Annotated in this window: 14 protein-coding genes; 6 read left to right on the top strand and 8 right to left on the bottom strand. The window is 49.2% G+C overall.

What is annotated here, in order from left to right; translation table 11 throughout:
• Positions 1–409: 409 nt before the first annotated feature.
• The 5 genes from LOS79_RS02575 to LOS79_RS02555 all read left to right on the top strand — a co-directional run bounded on the left by LOS79_RS02575 (position 410) and on the right by LOS79_RS02555 (position 7,568).
• Positions 410–2,188 (top strand): sensor histidine kinase, encoded by a 1,779-nt coding sequence (locus LOS79_RS02575; RefSeq protein WP_315416058.1) that lies wholly within the window; start codon positions 410–412, stop codon positions 2,186–2,188.
• Positions 2,181–3,779 carry a response regulator transcription factor gene (locus LOS79_RS02570; RefSeq protein WP_315416057.1) on the top strand — a complete coding sequence of 533 codons (1,599 nt, stop codon included), beginning with the start codon at positions 2,181–2,183 and terminating at the stop codon, positions 3,777–3,779. Before LOS79_RS02575 ends, LOS79_RS02570 begins: the two co-directional genes overlap by 8 nt.
• An 87-nt stretch (positions 3,780–3,866) precedes the next feature.
• Positions 3,867–4,823, top strand: coding sequence for an ABC transporter permease (locus tag LOS79_RS02565; RefSeq protein ID WP_315416055.1), 957 nt, complete (start codon positions 3,867–3,869; stop codon positions 4,821–4,823).
• Positions 4,824–4,832: 9 nt separating this feature from the next.
• Complete coding sequence (locus LOS79_RS02560; RefSeq protein WP_315416054.1) at positions 4,833–5,732, top strand: carbohydrate ABC transporter permease; 900 nt, start codon at positions 4,833–4,835, stop codon at positions 5,730–5,732.
• 75 nt (positions 5,733–5,807) lie between these two features.
• Complete coding sequence (locus tag LOS79_RS02555) at positions 5,808–7,568, top strand: ABC transporter substrate-binding protein (protein ID WP_315416052.1); 1,761 nt, start codon at positions 5,808–5,810, stop codon at positions 7,566–7,568.
• A 297-nt stretch (positions 7,569–7,865) separates the two neighbouring features.
• On the opposite strand, the gene LOS79_RS02550 is transcribed toward LOS79_RS02555, so the two are convergent.
• From LOS79_RS02550 to LOS79_RS02525, 6 genes are all read right to left on the bottom strand, one after another.
• Positions 7,866–8,738 (bottom strand): DUF4097 family beta strand repeat-containing protein, encoded by an 873-nt coding sequence (locus tag LOS79_RS02550; RefSeq protein WP_315416050.1) that lies wholly within the window; start codon positions 8,736–8,738, stop codon positions 7,866–7,868.
• Positions 8,739–8,740: 2 nt separating this feature from the next.
• The gene (locus LOS79_RS02545) at positions 8,741–9,445 is read right to left on the bottom strand and encodes an ABC transporter permease (protein WP_315416048.1); all 705 of its coding nucleotides are present in this window, start codon (positions 9,443–9,445) and stop codon (positions 8,741–8,743) included.
• Positions 9,423–10,163, bottom strand: coding sequence for an ABC transporter ATP-binding protein (locus LOS79_RS02540; RefSeq protein ID WP_315416046.1), 741 nt, complete (start codon positions 10,161–10,163; stop codon positions 9,423–9,425). Before LOS79_RS02540 ends, LOS79_RS02545 begins: the two co-directional genes overlap by 23 nt.
• 192 nt (positions 10,164–10,355) lie before the next feature.
• Positions 10,356–11,105, bottom strand: a complete 750-nt coding sequence (locus LOS79_RS02535; RefSeq protein WP_315416045.1) for a response regulator transcription factor — start codon at positions 11,103–11,105, stop codon at positions 10,356–10,358.
• Positions 11,102–12,427, bottom strand: coding sequence for a sensor histidine kinase (locus LOS79_RS02530; protein WP_315416044.1), 1,326 nt, complete (start codon positions 12,425–12,427; stop codon positions 11,102–11,104). Before LOS79_RS02530 ends, LOS79_RS02535 begins: the two co-directional genes overlap by 4 nt.
• Positions 12,428–12,498: 71 nt before the next feature.
• On the bottom strand, positions 12,499–13,701 hold the full coding sequence (locus LOS79_RS02525) for a helix-turn-helix domain-containing protein (RefSeq protein WP_315416043.1): 1,203 nt from the start codon (positions 13,699–13,701) through the stop codon (positions 12,499–12,501).
• Between the two features lie 174 nt (positions 13,702–13,875).
• On the opposite strand from LOS79_RS02525, the gene LOS79_RS02520 reads away from it, so the two are divergent.
• Positions 13,876–15,219, top strand: coding sequence for an MFS transporter (locus LOS79_RS02520; RefSeq protein ID WP_315416042.1), 1,344 nt, complete (start codon positions 13,876–13,878; stop codon positions 15,217–15,219).
• Positions 15,220–15,355: 136 nt separating this feature from the next.
• Here LOS79_RS02520 and LOS79_RS02515 read toward each other — a convergent pair whose 3' ends face one another.
• Positions 15,356–15,511, bottom strand: a complete 156-nt coding sequence (locus LOS79_RS02515; RefSeq protein ID WP_315416041.1) for a hypothetical protein — start codon at positions 15,509–15,511, stop codon at positions 15,356–15,358.
• Between the two features lie 20 nt (positions 15,512–15,531).
• On the bottom strand, positions 15,532–16,092 hold the full coding sequence (locus LOS79_RS02510) for a hypothetical protein (protein ID WP_315416040.1): 561 nt from the start codon (positions 16,090–16,092) through the stop codon (positions 15,532–15,534).
• Between the last annotated feature and the right edge of the window lie 918 nt (positions 16,093–17,010).

Here is a 17,010-nt window from a genome sequence, read left to right as displayed (position 1 = left end):
CCTTGAAAAGCGGAATGTACAGTATGTCTCTTATCCACTTCACTGGAATACTTCTATGAATCTCTCTATCCGCGGACGCGTCCTCCTCCCCAGGCCATCTCATGCTCCCGTTTCTTTAATTTCAAATTTATAGTAATTCATCTACAATAATACATGCTCTCCGGCGAAAAAAAATCTTGAATTTCAACCTTATTTTTAATCATTTCAACCTGCTTCACCCGAAACGACAGCCGCCTGCAATGTTTATCCGCTCCGGTCACCGTCATCCTCAAACCTTGCAATTCCATAACAGAAGACAATAAAAACTAAACGAATTACATATATTGGCTGTGCAAATCACGATATACTTTTATGTAAGCGTTACCACTTTTGAGGGCTGACGGAGGAGATTGTATTTGTGTATACCCGTATGATCACTTTGATGAACAATCTGAAGCTCAGGACCAAGCTCTTCCTATCGTTTGGTATTGTCGCCCTGATTCCCGTGCTCATTGTAGGGGTGTTCCTGACCAGCGAGCTGCGGAGCATGGCACTCGGCAATGCGCTGGAGCAGATTACGGCCAATGTCGACCGGGTCAAGAAACGGACCGGCGAGATGCTGAATGTTCCGCTGGACATCGCCTACCGGTTGTCTAACGACAGCCGGCTGGAGGAAGCGGCCAACCACCGCTATGTCTCCGTCTATGATGTGGTGCAGGCATACTGGGACTATCCGGACTTCCGGGAATTCGTCCGCCTGTATTCGGAGATCTCCAGCATCCGCCTGTACATCGACAATCCGACGATTCTGAACAACTGGGAATTCCTCCAGGCTGACGCTGCGGTTACACATGAGCGCTGGTATCAGGCGGCACTTGCCCAGAAGGGGATGGTCTGCTGGAATTACATTCCGGACAGCCGCAACGGCAAATACTATCTCAGCCTGATCCGCAAGGTAGACTTCCTCAAGCAGCGGACAACCGGTGTGCTGATCGTGAACGTCAATACGAATAAGCTGAATGCCATTCTGAACCAGGAGACCTTCGAGACGATCATCGTAGACGAGAACGATCATATCGTTGCCTCGAACCGCGCGGATACACTGGGCAAGACGCTGGAGGATATCAGCCTGAAGCCGCAGTCCACCCTTGCCGGACAAGGGCTGGCCGATGTGATGATTGACGGCAAGCCGTCCAAGATGCTGATTGACGACTGGCATCCGGGAGGCAGCCTGAACAGCCTGCGCATCATCTCCATCTTCACTGTGGAGAGCATTGTAGGCGAGACCAACCGGATTATTACGATGGCGCTGACGGTCATTCTCTCCGCCCTGGTGATGGCCATTCTGCTGATCTATTATTTCTCCCGGCTGCTCACCGGGCGGATGCTGCATCTCAGCAAGCATATCTCCAAGGTCGCCTCCGGCAATCTGGAGGCACGGCTGGTTATCGACGGCAAGGATGAAATCGGCCAGCTGGCCAGGCAATTCAATCATATGGTACGGAACATTAACGAGCTGATGAGTGAGGTCCAGGAATCGAACCGCCAGAAGAATGCTACCCTGCTGAAGCAGAATGAGATCAAATTTAAGATGATGGCCAGCCAGATCAATCCGCATTTCCTGTTCAATGCGCTGGAGTCCATCCGGATGAAGGCCCATTCCCGGGGCCAGACCGATATCTCGCAGGTCGTAAGACTGCTCGGGAAAATGATGCGCAAAAACCTGGAGGTCGGCAGCGGAATGATTCCGCTGCAAAGTGAGCTGGAGACCGTAAACTGCTATCTGGTCATCCAGAAATTCCGCTATAACGACCGGCTATCCTATGAGCTGTACGTGGACCCGCTGGCGAATCAGGTCCGCATTCCGCCGCTGATTATCCAGCCGCTGGTGGAGAACTGCATCATTCACGGGCTGGAGAATGTGACGGACGGGGGCATGGTCATGGTGGACATCCGGATTGAGCAGAACCTGCTTAAGATACAAGTGGCTGACAACGGAAGCGGCATGTCACCGGCACGGATGGAAGAAATCCGCCGGATGCTGGAGAGCAAGGAAGATTATGAGACCAATAATATCGGCATGCGCAATATTCATCTGCGGCTCCAGCTGACATATGGACCCGAATGCGGGCTAACCCTAACCAGCCAGAGCGGCTTCGGAACACAGATCAGCTTCGCCATCCCGTTAAGGAGTGATTCTTATGTATAGTGTATTGATCGTTGATGACGAGCAGGCGATCCGCGAAGGGCTGATCACCCTGCTGGACTGGGAGAGCCTCGGCTTCCGGGTAGCGGATACAGCAGCCAATGCTGTGGAAGCCAGGCACAAGTATGACCTGTACACTCCCGACCTGCTGATCGTCGATATCCGCATGCCTGGCAGAGACGGGCTGGAGTTAATCCGCGAGCTGCGCGAGGACAATCCGGAGCTCCATATCATTATCCTGAGCGGCTACGCCGACTTCAGCTATGCCAAACGCGCGATGTCCTTCGGCATCGACAGCTACCTGCTCAAGCCGGTGGATGAAGACGAGATGCAGCTGTACTTGATGAATCTGTCCAGGGAGCTCGATGAGCAGCAGGCACACCGCAAGCAGAATGCGGCCGTCAAGGTCTGGAGCCGGGAGATGCTGGTCCAGTCCCTGCTGATGGAGAGCAGCCTGCAGCCTGCACCTGCGCTGATGCATTCAGCAGCGGAGTCCGGGCTGCTCTGGGACTCCTATCAGGTGGTCCTGATCCGGCTGCTGCTGCAGAACCATGCGGACAACGGCCCTTCTACTGCCGTCAAGGCAAGGCTGACGGCCGGCTTCGACAGCAACAGCTGGGGAGTGGTCTTCTCGCTGGATTCTTATCTTGGCGTTCTGCTGCAGCCCTCCTACCAGAAGGAGCTGGTGCGCAAGCTGATGGTCCAGAGCATCCGGGAAGCGGCAGAGGCCGAAGGGCTGGACTGCATCATCACCGCAGGGGATATGGTGGACAGCCTGAACGGGTTATCCCTCTCCCATCATTCGGCGCTGGCCCGGATGAAGGATCATTTCTTCTACGACGAGCCGGGCATGATCGGACCGGATTCGCTGAAGCTGAGAACCGGACAGCCGGCCCGGCCGCTTGAAGCGGAGCGCAGTCTGGCGCCGGTGCCGGGCCGGCTGTATTTCGCCCTCGACACCGGCAACCACCAGGTGATCCCTTCGCTGATTCATGAGGCCGGGGATATTATGACCGCCGCCGGAATGTCCGAGATGGCCGTAAAGTCATATTACGTGCGTACTCTTACCGCTCTTTCCAACAAGCTGGGGCTGCAGTATAAGGAGCTTGGCGGGGCACAGGGCTGGATGGACGGGCAAATCCAGCATATCTACAGGCATACCTCCCTCCCCCGGCTGCAGCGTTACATCATAGAGCTGTTAGAACAATATGCCGGAGGCATTGTCCGGGATGAGCTGGAGGTACTGATGAAACGGATGCTGGACCTGATCCACCGCCGTTATGCCGAGAACCTGAAGCTGGAGACATTGGCGGATGTATTCGCTTACAGCAGCCCCTACCTCGGCAAGCTGTTCAAGAGCAGCACAGGCAGCTCCTTCAACAGCTATCTGGACAAGGTCCGCATAGAAAAGGCCAAGGAGCTGCTGGACCAGGGCTGCAAAATCCATCAGGCGGCAAGCGAGGTCGGCTTCAGCGATGTCGATTATTTCCGTGAAAAGTTCAAAAAAATCGAAGGCATCTCCCCCTCTGTCTACCGCAGAAAAGATTCAGCGCAGAATGATGATTTTTCAGAAAACGCTTACGAAAATAGCTGATTTCCCCCTGTTTTTTAACGATAATCTTCCGGTGTTTCCATGAATGCCTGGAGATTATGATAAAAGCATATCGAAGGAGGGACTTAAATGAAAGCGATTACTACCCCTGTGAAGCCGGAGCCGAAGAACCCGCCCTCACGCTTTTGGAAAAAGTTCCGGCAGCAGAAATTCCTCTACATGATGGCGGTCCCTTTTGTCATCTGGGCGTTTGTCTTCAGTTATCTGCCGCTGTGGGGATGGACCATGGCCTTCCAGAAATATAAGCCGGGCAAAGCCTTTTTCGAGCAAAAGTGGGTCGGGCTGCAGTATTTCAGGGAGCTTTTCCAGGATGAACAGTTCTTCAACGCCCTGCGCAACACCCTGGCAATGAGTATTATGGGCCTCCTGGCCGGATTCGTCATTCCCATTATCTTCGCCATCCTCCTGAACGAGGTGAGACTGCAGGTACTGAAGCGCTTCGTCCAGACGGTCTCTTATCTGCCGCACTTTGTGTCCTGGGTCGTGGCCGCCGGGATTATTACCAAAATGCTCTCCACCGACAACGGCGCGGTAAACGATCTGCTGCTGAGTCTCCATATTATCAGTGAACCGGTTCAGTTCATGGCCAAGGGCAACCTGTTCTGGGGGATTGTCACCGCTTCGGATGTCTGGAAGGAAACGGGCTGGAACACGATTATTTATCTGGCTGCCATCTCGGGCATCGGACCGGAGCTGTATGAAGCCGCCAGGGTGGACGGGGCCAGCCGGCTCCAGCAGGTCAAGCATATTACACTGCCGGGAATCAGGGCGACGATTGTCATTCTGCTGATCATTTCTATAGGCCACCTCATCAGCATCGGGTTTGAGAAGCAGTTCCTGCTCGGCAACAATCTGGTCCGCGACTACTCCCAGACGCTTGATTTATATTCACTGAATTACGGGCTTGGCATGGGACGGTTTTCCTTCGGTACAGCGATTAATATTTTCAACTCCATAGTCAGCGTGATCCTGCTGTTTACCGCAAACGGTATCTTCAAAAAAATAACGAAAGAAAGCATCATTTAGGAGGCCCCTATGCTGAAAAAATTCGCCGCTGCCTCTTGGTCGGACCGCATCTTCGATTTGGTCGTCTATCTCGCGATTACGGTCGTGACCGTCGCCACCCTCTATCCGTTCCTGAACGTACTGGCGATCTCCTTCAATGACTCCACGGACAGCATCAAGGGCGGAATCACCGTCTACCCGCGGGTGTTCACCTTCAAGAATTATGAGACGATCTTCGCCTTCTCGGGACTGATTACCGGGTTCAAAATCTCTGTCCTGCGCACCCTCATCGGGACTCTGCTTGGCCTTGTCAGTGCCTCGATGCTTGCTTTTACACTGAGCCGTGTGGACTTTCAGGCCCGTAAATTCGTCTCTACCTTCCTGGCGCTGACGATGTATGTCTCGGGCGGGCTGATCCCGTTCTACATTCTGATCAAGGACCTGCATATGATGGGCACCTTCGGCGTCTATGTCCTGCCCGGTCTGGTCAGCGCCTTCAACGTGTTCGTCATCCGCTCCTTCATCGACGGCCTGCCTTATGCCCTGCAGGAATCCGCCAAGCTCGACGGGGCTAATGACTTCACCATCTACTGGCGGGTCATTCTGCCGCTGACCAAGCCTGCGCTGGCCACCATCGCCCTGTTCCTGGCTGTCGGCCAGTGGAACGCGTGGATTGATACCTATCTCTACAACGGCTCGAATGACGCACTTACGACACTGCAGTTTGAGCTGATGAAGGTGATCCAGAGCACCACGACCAATGCCGATAATTTCCGCGGCCGGAATATGGTGGAGGTCATGGCCCAGATCTCGCCTGAATCAGTCAAAATGGCGATTACGATTGTCGTCACCGTACCTATTCTGATCGTCTATCCGTTCCTGCAGCGCTATTTCGTTAAGGGCATGACGCTGGGCTCGGTCAAAAGCTAATGTATTTCCGGTATCTTCAGGCTAAAGCCTGTGTATACAATATGTTCTCACCAGACAAAGGGAGGGTTTCTTAACATGTCAAGAAAGACAGCGAAACCGTATGTACTGCTCATGGTTGTAACCTTGCTGCTCACCGTGCTGGCAGGCTGCGGCGGAGATAACAGCAAGAATTCTGCGGATAACAACGGCGGTACTAAGGCTACTAATAGCGGCACTGCCGCTGCCACAGCCGAGGCAACTGCCGAAGCTACTGCCGAAGCCGAGGATTTAAGCCCGCTTACTCTATCCTTCTTCGCCGAAGACCCCAATCCGAACTGGAACAATATGAAGGATGAAGTGAGTACTGTCATTACGCAAAAAACAGGTGTCACCCTCGATGCAGAATTCGCTGTCGGTGATCCGCAGCAGAAGATCGCCCTGATTGCTGCGGGCGGGGAATATCCGGACATCATCTCCGCCAAGGGTGATATCGGCAAGCTGGTCGATGCCGGCGCTGTGATGGACCTGACCGAGCTGATCGACAAGTACGCCCCTAACATCAAGCGCGTGCTGGGCGATAATCTGGCCCGGGCCAAATACACGAATGAAGACCAGTCCATTTATGCCATCCCAACCTGGGCGGCCGTGAATGAGAAGAAATTCGTCGCCGGCGGCGGCTTCGAGCTGCAGCACCGGGTGCTGAAGGAAGCGGGTTATCCGGAGATCAAGACGGTACAGGATTATGAGAATGTAATCAAGGCCTATCTGGAAAAACATCCGACCGATGAGAACGGCAACAAGAACATCGGTGTCTCCTTGAACGCGGATGACTGGCATATGTACATCTCCGTAACCAACCCGGCCGTTGCCACTACCGGCGGCTCCGATGACGGGGAATACTTCGTCGATCAGGAAACCCATGAGGCCATCTATCACTTCCGCCGTCCGGAGGAGAAGGAATATTTCCGCTGGCTGAACCATATGAACGATATCGGCCTGCTCGACAAAGAAAGCTTCGTACAGAAGTATGACCAGTACAAAGCCAAGGTGGCTACCGGCCGCGTGCTCGGCCTGATTGACCAGGACTGGGATTATAATGATGCCCAGCAGGCTTTGAAGACTGCGGGCAAGTTCGATCAGACTTACGGCCATTATCCGGTAACATTAACCAGTGAATACAAAGAAACCAGCTTCTGGCCAACCGGCTTCATGGGCGGCTACGGGATCTCCATCTCCACCACCAACCCTGATCCGGTACGGACCATTAAGTTCCTGGATTACCTGGCTTCCGATGAAGGCCAGATTCTGAACAACTGGGGCATTGAAGGCAAGCATTATGTCGTGGAGAACGGCAAACGCGTAGTTCCAGCGGAGGTTCAGGACCGCATTAACAACGACAACACCGCCTTCACGAAGGAAACCGGCATTGGCTTCTACTGGAATATGATGGTCCACTACGGTGACGGGGCACAGGATGCTTCCGGCAACTACTACACCAAGAACTTCCCTGAGCAGCTGGTGCTGGGCTACAGCGATGTGGAGAAGGAAACACTTGCTGCTTACAATGCCACAACCTGGAAGGATCTGTTCCCGAAGGAAGAAGAGTTCAAGGAAAAAGCCTACGGCGCCGCCTGGAACATTGCCATCCCGGGTGAAGATGAAGTCACGATTCTCGGCAACAAAATGAAGGATATCACCTGGAAGCGCATTCCTCAGGCGATCTTGGCCAAACCGGCTGAATTCGATAAAATCTGGGATGATTACATGGCCGATCTCGAGAAAGCCGGCGTGAAGAAGATGGAGGCAGGCTACACCAAATATGTGCAGGACCGTGTGGCTTTGTGGAGCAGCAAATAAGGGTTCATTATTGGTGGAGCTTAAATGGTTAGGGTAAGGGAAAGTACTTAAGAACCGGGCTTAAAGCTTATTCGTTGCTGCGGTGAACATTTGGACTTCCGGCCGCTGTTGTTCCCAGATTTCTTGATTTTGACCGCTGTCCGCGGTGGAAATCCGGGAACAAAGGCGGGCGCTATCGCTCCTACAGTTCCAAATTTCCCCTCCGCTCCTTTTTGCTTTTCGTTAGTTTCTTTAGTACTTTCTCCCTTTATCTAAAGATTTAGAGTTCAACCTATAGTTCACGGGCAGGCCAACCGCTTACTTTATCCCAATACTTCCCGAATAGCTTTTGACAAATAGGGAATTCTCTCCTGCACCAATAGTTCCAGAAACATTTTGGTCAGTCTTCTCCGCTGCCAGGAGATTTGGCAAGTGAACCTCCATGTCCCCTTTAGTATTTTCCACGGCTACCTTCAAGCTGGCTGGTGCTGTTTGATAATTCACCTGAATTTCTCCGGATTTTGTTTCTACTCGCGTTTCACCTTGTTCCACCACTCCGCCCAGTATGATTTCGCCACTCTTAGAATACAGATTCATCACAGAGCTGGTTACATTTTTGAAATACAGGTCATTCCCTTTGGCAATTACGTCAATTCGTTCAAATGAGCTGTCTTTAATGTTCAGATCCCCTTCTGCCAGATTGTAATCCCCCGAGTCTGCTGTGACTTGATTAAGCTTCATATTGCCGGCTTTATTCTCAATAACCAGACTATGGGTCGCCAGCGTCTGGATCTCAATATCACCTATATTATTTATCATTCTGACTTGTCCGACAGTGTTTTGGGGGATAAAAACTGTAATTGTTCCGGCTTGATGAAAGGTAAACGCGGAGAGGGCCCCGCCAATTTGCTTTACTTGTTGAATCACCAGGCTGTTAGATTTACGTGTCACTGCCACAGGGGCTTTTTTCTTATCCGTCTGATTCCCTTCAATGTCTAAATGAATTTCATTGTCCATTGACTCCTTCACTACTACATTCCATGAATCATTATTAATTTCAATACTCTGAATTTCTGATGCCGGGATGTCCCCTGTCAGATTAAAATCTTTAGATTCATTCAGTAATGTAATAACAAGAATTCCCGCCAGAACAACCACCATTGATATCCAAACCCATTTATTCCGTTTCATGATCAGGCAACATCCTTACTGTCAATTTTATGATACGAGAGATAAGCTACGGCCAGTCCTAACAAGCAGAAAAGGATAGGGACACCAATGAATTGAAACACAGATACGCTCCCGCTTCCGTCAGAAACTGTTGCATTTAACAATATCCCTATTATTACTGAACTAGTAATCGTAGTTGCAGTAGATTGTTTGCGCATCCCAAAAGACAAGGGAATCAGACTTAAGCCAGCAGTCATTACTGCAGTAATCAGGAGTGACGGAAAAGTAGCGGTCACATCCTCCTTGGATGCCGTTAGTTCAAAAAAATGAAAGGTAGGATTTAGTAACACCGTTAATACTTCAATGAAGAAGGTGGAGACCACTATATTTGTGAAGCAGAAACCAAGAACGATGAATAGCTTTGATTGAATTACTTTTTTGCGTTGCAGCGGATAGGAGAATAATAATTGAATCGTTTTGTTCCGATATTCTTCAATGATTAATCTGGAAAGAATGATACCGGAGAAGACGGCAAAGGTAACGCGAATAAAGATGTTGGCCAGTGACATGTATGCCGTAAAATCTGAAAACATAGGTTCCCCCTGAGCATTGGATAATACAGCCATTCCGGCAACCATCCCAAAAATTACAATCATACAAACTACTGCTCTTATGCAGTATCCTGTCAGATTATTTCTCTGCCATTCAATTTTCATTAATCTGAACATGTTCATTGCCTCCATTGATGAGTTTCAGGAAGTATTCTTCCAAATTGCTTTCTCTTCTGATTTCACTCATTGTAACTTGTTTAATCAGCCGCCCATGATTAATGATTCCTACCGTATCTGCAATAGATTCAATCTCTGAAATAATATGACTGGATATCAGTATGGTCATACCATGGCTGTTTTTCAGCTTCAACAGGAGTGTACGGATATCCTTAATTCCCACTGGGTCGAGTCCATTAATCGGCTCATCCAAGATCAGAATTTCCGGTCTGGTAAGAATGGCCCTGGCAATTCCCAGGCGCTGCTTCATCCCAAGGGAAAATTCATGTACTTTTTTGTTTCCCGTTCCGGTTAAACCTACCGTCTCCAGCACCTCTGGAATACGCTCCCTCCCCTCATACAAGGCGTACTCACAGTGATACTTTAAGTTCTCGGCAGCTGTTATACGGTCATAAAAAACAGGATTCTCAATAATGCTGCCTATATGCTGCAAGTATTGAAAGGAAGTTTCTAACACTCTTTGATTCATTACAATAATCTCGCCTGATGTGGGCTTCACTAAATTCATTATCATTTTCATAATCGTTGTTTTCCCTGCACCATTCGGTCCCAGAAAGCCATAAATCTCACCTTTTTTAATCTGCATGGTTACATTTGCGATGACTTCTTCCTTCTTATAAAATTTAGATAGTTGATTAATCTGAATCATTGTCTCCATGATTTCCGCTCCTTTTCTTGGATGAGAGAAGTTCTGCCTTGTGTCTGCGTAGATAACCATAAGGCTAATTCCCTTATCAGGAGAGAGTGATATCACTAACTGCACCTTAATCTTCATAAACGGTATCCTTCGTAAACAAAAAGAAGCGCCGGAAGCTATTAAGAAACAGCTGACGGCACTTTAACTTTACCTTTATGAAAAAGAATTTTTATAAGCTTCCATTCTTTCGATGGTTTCCTTTTGCAGCCTTCTTGAAACAGAGCAGCGCTCATCCTGATCGAACAGGACTAGTTTGTTCTTTTTATCAACCAAGCGGATATTAGCCAGATTAACTACAAATGCCCGGTGGCAACGGAACAAGCGCTCATCACAGCCTGCAATTTCGTTTAACTCAGCATAAAAGTCAAGCACTTTGGATTTAGTAATCAGTCGTATTTTATGGGCAATTTCCATAGTTTCAAAGTAAAGAATATCGGAAAAAGGAATTTGAAAGCTGGTGTATTTATTCTCAAAGGAAAAGTTATCAGGACTTACAGGAAGTGTCCGGCGAGAATCGGCAATCAGGAGGCACTCTTCCACTTTTCGAATAAATTCTTGTTCACCTAAATCCTTCTCTATAAAATCTAATGCAGCCACACGGTATTCAAACGTTACAGGAGCTAACTCAGAATGCGTGGTCACAAGTACAATTGTGCCGAAGGGATCCTTCTCCCTTATCTCTTTAGCTACAGCCAGCCCTTTCTGCGCCTCACGTCCGATCTCCAGATCAAGAAAATACAATTGATGGTCGGCCGCCCTCTCTATTTGTGATAATAAGAGTTCAGGTCTGGCCGTTGAAAATACATTTATATTACGGAGCTGATGCCTCAGCACCAATTCTTTAATCATACGCTCCAAGTGTTGCCGCTGGATCAGGTTATCCTCTAATATGTATATGTTCATTGCCGTTCTCCAGTCTTTCTTAAAATAAGTGTCTGAGAGAACAAAGCGGATTTAGCTTCGGTTTCCAGTGACGCGAAGTTATTCTCCTGAAGTATTTGTTGTACGTTAAATAACCCCAAGCCGCGCCCCTTTCCCTTTGACGAATACCCACGCTCCCCCAGCCGCCGTAAACTAAGCTGTTCTCCGCTGCTGTTGGTAATCTTGATTCGCTGAACGGCAGAGTCCTCCAGTAGGACTATCCAAATCCTGGCTTCCTCAGTCATAGCTGCTGCTTCAATTGCATTATCCAACAGAATCGATAAGATCCGGATAAAAGGTACCAATTCCATGTGAATTAAATAGATAGGCTCTTCAATTTCCAATGTCACATCCGTTTGCATTTGCTGGGCCATCATTATTTTGGCAGCCAGAATACTTTTCACCTCTGATACATGCAAATTCCGCAGCTTGACGAAGCTGTATTCATTCTTGCGTAATAGCAGTCCCGTCGGCTTAACCGTCTGCTCATACACTTGTTTGACTTGCTGCCAATCCTCCCGGTATATTCCTTCCTCCAGCGTCAACAGGATGTTGGCATAGTCATGGCGGAAACCTCTAAAATCATCATAAATTTTCTCAAGCTGTGCCGTATAGTCCTTAAGCTGCTCCAATTGTTCACCTTTAGCCTTTGCAGTCTCTCTTCTCTGGATACGGTTATATTGAAACTGCATGTAGAGCAAAGCGGCAACAAATAGCAGCCACATGGATATAAGTAAAGTTCTATGGAAAGCTTTAAACTCTCCGGATGAATTGCCGATCGTCAGGATCGGGTATACAGATATGATAATGACGATGAAAAGTACAGTCACCGGGAAAAGAATGAATTTTCCTGATTCCTGCAGAGTTACTTTGTTGAGCTGAGGCACATAACGCCGTACCAGTCGTAAGCCGGCTTCATTGATCACGGGCGGCGCCATCGCTGTAACTAAATACGGAAGATAATCAACATCCGCGGAAAAGGGTCTGAAGACAAATTCAATCAAACGTGTAATCGGATCAGCTGCGAGATAACCGATAAAAGAGTTTATAACAAGGGCGTAGGCTCCGTAAAAAAAGCCCAAAGCAGTCAGCGTTTTATGACTTTTAAAATACGATATGCCCAGGAAACAGAAAAATAGTGTTATTGCCCCCCAAACTCCTATAAAATAGGCTGATACAAATCCAATTAGTACAAATATTGCCAACCAGCTCACTACTTCCTTAAAAGTAAAGGAATACTGCGAAATGGATTTATAAATAAAAAAGAAGCTTAATATTTGAATAATGATGATCAGATTATACATTTGTGCACCACCGGACTTTATGTGAAAAGATAAGCGGAAAATTCCCTTGCGGGTACCCCTCTATAAGTGATCTAGCCGTGCAGCTCATGGTAAGTCTGCTGGATCAGGTCGAGATATTCCGAAGGCGGGAAATCCTTCGCTTCATGATAAGCAAACCGGGATTGCTGGAGTGCCTCCTCACGCATGCCTTGCTGCATATATATTTTGGCTTTATACGAATAGGTTGTCAGCAGGCTGACACGGTCCAGCGGATGGTAGAGCTGATCCAACATGGTCACCTTGTTGAGACTTTCAAGCGCTTCTTCATGCCTCATCAAATGGTAAAGAGCGATTCCGTTCATCAAATAAACGATAGGCATAAATGAGCTGTCCTGCGGATATTGCTTCACCAGAGCGAGCACATCCTCATACTTCTGCAGCGCAAGCGCCAGCCTGATTCTGGACAGATGGACCAGCTCGAGCGAATCAGCTGCTTCCGTGAACTCTGCAAACTGCGCAGCCTTATTCAGATAATCAGCTGCCTGCTCTAAGTCATGATGCAGCATAGCCACCTGGGAGAGGATCCGGTACAGATGATCTGTCAAATAATACACGCCTTCCCCGCGGGAAAGCTGAAGGGCTGCCAAGGCAACCTCCCGGCAGCCGGAGTAATCCCCGAGTGCAGAGAGTGTAACACATTCCGCATAATGAAGATCGATCTCAAACAGAAAATCATTCCCTACCTTATTGCTCACATATTCTGTACGCACACGGCGGATCAGCTCCAGGCTGTCCTGGTATTTGCTCTCTGCAAACATTAAAGCATATGCCAGGTACTGGACCTTGGCCCGCTCCACATATAGTCCGAACCGCTCATAGATTTCAGCAGCCCGCTCTATTCCCTCTTTCCCGCCTGCAGCTGCTGTATAGTAACAGGAGCCTACATAGAACTCCATCAGCCGCGCGGCATCCACCGTCATGGGCAGGTTGTCTTTCATCAGCGGCTGTACCGCTGTGACGATCTCCTTGTACTGCTTCGCCTTGTATTGCTGCTCAATCTTGCGGACAAGCGGAGCCAGCTCGGCTTCATGCTCGCCCTGCATGAAATATCCCGCATCAACGCCCAGCCGTCCGGCGAGAAACTGCAGGCTGCTCATTGAAGGCAAGGCCCGGCCGTTCTCGATTTGGCTAAGCATGCTCTTGGTCATTTGTTCTCCGGCCAGATCGGTCTGTGTCAGGCCTTTGGCTTTGCGCAATTGCTTGACCTTCTCACCTATAGTCAGTCTGGTAGTCATCTGCTGTGCCAACTTTCTGCGATCTCTTTTTCTTACAGTATAGCTCAAGAAGCGAACAAGCAAAAGCCATATCCCAGAAAAGTTAAATAAAATTAAACTTATCCTTGCCAAAAGACTGCTCAACAGCTAAACTGAGTTTAATTAAATTAAACTTCGGGATAGGGAGTGCTCTTTATGTCTGAGACAATGCCGGTTTCGGCAGGATCTAACCGCAACATCATTCTTTTTTTCAGCAGCAAATTCGCTTCTGTTCTAGGATCAAGTATGTATACCTTTGTGGTCGGCCTCTACATTCTTAAGCTCACCGGCTCCGGAAGCAGCTTTGCAATTACGCTGCTCTGCGGCTTGCTGCCCAGCGTTCTGATGTCGCCCTTTGCCGGTGTGGTCGCTGATATGGTCAACCGCCGCCTGCTGCTGATCGGCTCCGATGCCGCCAGTGTCCTGATTATGCTGCTCTCCTTTCTCGCAGTCTCCGCTCAGGGAATGTCGCTGCTGCCGCTTTATATCTCACTGATTCTCCTGTCTGTCTGTTCTACCTTCTACAGCATCTCCGTCTCCTCTTCCATGATGATGCTTGTTGACCCGGATTCCATCCAGCGTGCCGGCTCATTAAATCAGATTGCCGGGTCTGTCGGCCACCTGCTCGCTCCCATCCTCGCCGGCATGCTCTATGCCTTTCTTCCGCTTAAAGACTTCATGCTGCTGAATGCTGCAGGATTCGCCGTCTCAACCGTGATGGGCTGTATGCTCAGATTCAAACCGGTCTCCAGGAGCGATGCATCCGCAGGAGCCGCAGAGGCTCCTGATAACCCGCCCTTCAAGGAGCGCCTCAGCAGTGTGACTGCAGAAGTCCGAACCAATCTGAAAGAAGGCTTCTCTTATGTGCTCCGCCGTCCCGTAATCCGTTCCCTGCTGATTATTGTGTTCTGGATTAATTTCTTTGTCGTTGCACTGAATGTCGTGCTGCCATACGTAACGGTACAGACAATGGGGCTTACTTCGAAGCAATATGGTGTACTTGAAGCAATGATCGCAGGAGGAATGCTGCTAATGTCCCTGCTCCTCACCCTGCTCAGTCAGAGCAAGGATCCTGTAAAACCTATCATTGGAGGATTAAGCGCGCTAGGGCTGTTATTCCTTGCAATGGCAGTTCCGCTGCTGCTGCATTTCACCGCCACCTTCACCTTCTTCTTCTTCCTGCCGCTGCTTCTGCTTGTCGGTGTCGTCATTATGATCATTAATATTCCGATTCAGGTGTATTTGCAGCAGACGATCGAAGAAGAATACCGCGGCCGCGTATTCGGACTGGTGGAAGGCATCGCCGGCTCTATTGCCCCGCTGGGCATGCTGCTCTATGGGGTACTGCTTGACTGGATTCCGGGCTCTGTTATCCTGCTGGTCTCTGGTTCCGCTATTCTGGCGGTTACGTTCATTGGACGAAGAGGGCTGATGAGCAGCAGCGCAGCAGAGAAGCAGTCTGTTCAAACGGAGGTGAAGGCGGAGCAGGCCGGGGCATAGTAGTGGAGAGAAGACGGGCTGGCTGTCCGCAGATTTCCCGGCAAAAAAACGGCTGTACGGCCCGTAAGGATCAGGCAGCTGCCTGATCCCATAATCAAGATGATATATATTGCTCTGCTTCGCAATCATTGACGATCTATACCTCAAATAAATAGGCAAACGGGTCTTTGGCATCGGGACGGTTCATTCCATGCTTCACTGCCGGAAACGGAACCGCCAAACAGGCAGAAGCGGCAGCCAGAATAGTCCCGCATAGAAACAGCCAGATCAGCATCCCTACAATCACCCACATGCTCACTCACTCCTTTCTGTTCAGCAGAGCGTCTGCCACTTGTCCGTTCCCAGCAGCCTGCGGCCCAGCCCGCTTAAATATACAGGCCGGCTCTGATGCTGCAGGAACGCTCTGTGCCTCCGCATGATCTCTACACCATTCTCCTCCTCAGCCGGAATAAATTGAATGTTGAGCCAGTTCAGTTCATCCTCCGGCAGGATTGTCAGGCGCTGCGGATCAAGCACCAGCAGATCTCCGGCATTCATTTCAATTGTTAGAGGAATTCTCTCGCTGTTTAACAGCTCCAGCCGCGCCTTGTTCACAGCTAGAATACCGGACAGGCCTGCCGGCTGCGCATCCGAGAAATCCGCCCACAGGCAGGGATTACCCAGCAGCTCTGCAAAAATATTATACAAACCGGGCATCATGCGGATATCCCATATATATTGATGGTGAACGGATGCTCCCTGCAGGCCGGGAGAACCCAGCTCCTGTCTCCAATAATAAAAGCGCAGCGCATAGAATTTGGGAACAACCTCACGGATCAGCATATGACCGGTCTCAGTCAGCTTGTCAGCTGATAATCTATAGGGGGTGCTCAATATTCCACCTCCATTCCGGTTAGATTGGTTTCAGGCCTTGATTAAAGTTTACAGTTCTCCGGGGGCAGGAACAATTAAGCTTCTTGCCAGAATTGCAAGAAACATTATATATCTTGCTATTGCATAGAGTAGAATCCTGCAAATAGTACAAGCCTGTTGATTCCCCATAAAAAAAGACGAAAAAGGCCGCCTTTCCGGGTAGTGGTAAGTACGACCTAACCAAACCGAAACGAGGCAACCTCATGGATAATATACCTCATTGTTAGCCGTGTCCAACAAGCAGTAACGCCGGAAGAAGTGAAATTTCTTCTGTTAAGCAGCCGCTAGTTAAAATGCTGAATTTGGCCTCTCTTAAACGGAAATAAGTGGATAAACGTATCTTAAATTCGCCATTTTTAGTTTTTTGAGACATTTAAGTGGACAAACGTATCTTAATTCCGTCACTTTCGCTTACTTTGGCCTGTTTCCCTAATATTAAGTGCTCTTTTTCCACTTGCTGTTCGACCTTGCTTCCTTCGCTCTTGCAGCAAGTGTACTTTATCCATCTATTTTTCTGCTGCCGGTCTCCTGACTCGCGTAAAAATCGTTCCACACCGCTCAAGCCACTTTTCACCGTGATCCCCAATTATCAATTTGCATAATTTCCTATTATATAAGACGCGCTTAAGATTTGAACGTTAAGCTTAGACGTCACTGCGGTGAACATTTGGACTTCCGGCCGCTGTTATATTTGGATTTCCTGATTATACCCGCTGTTTGCGGTAGAAATCCAAACACTAGCATATGCTTCCGAAGCGAGCTTTCCTACGGAAAGCTTTCAGGCGATCGCTATCGCTCCTGCAGTTCCAAATTTCCCCTTCGTTCCTTTTTGCTTTTAGTCAGGTTCTTTTATGCTTCTTATTTACAACAAAAAAAGCA

The sequence above is a fragment of the Paenibacillus sp. MMS20-IR301 genome (assembly GCF_032302195.1).
In the GTDB taxonomy this organism is placed as follows: domain Bacteria; phylum Bacillota; class Bacilli; order Paenibacillales; family Paenibacillaceae; genus Paenibacillus_AQ.
The sequence above is the reverse complement of the archived record's forward strand: the minus strand, read 5'-3'. Positions and strand labels throughout refer to the sequence as shown.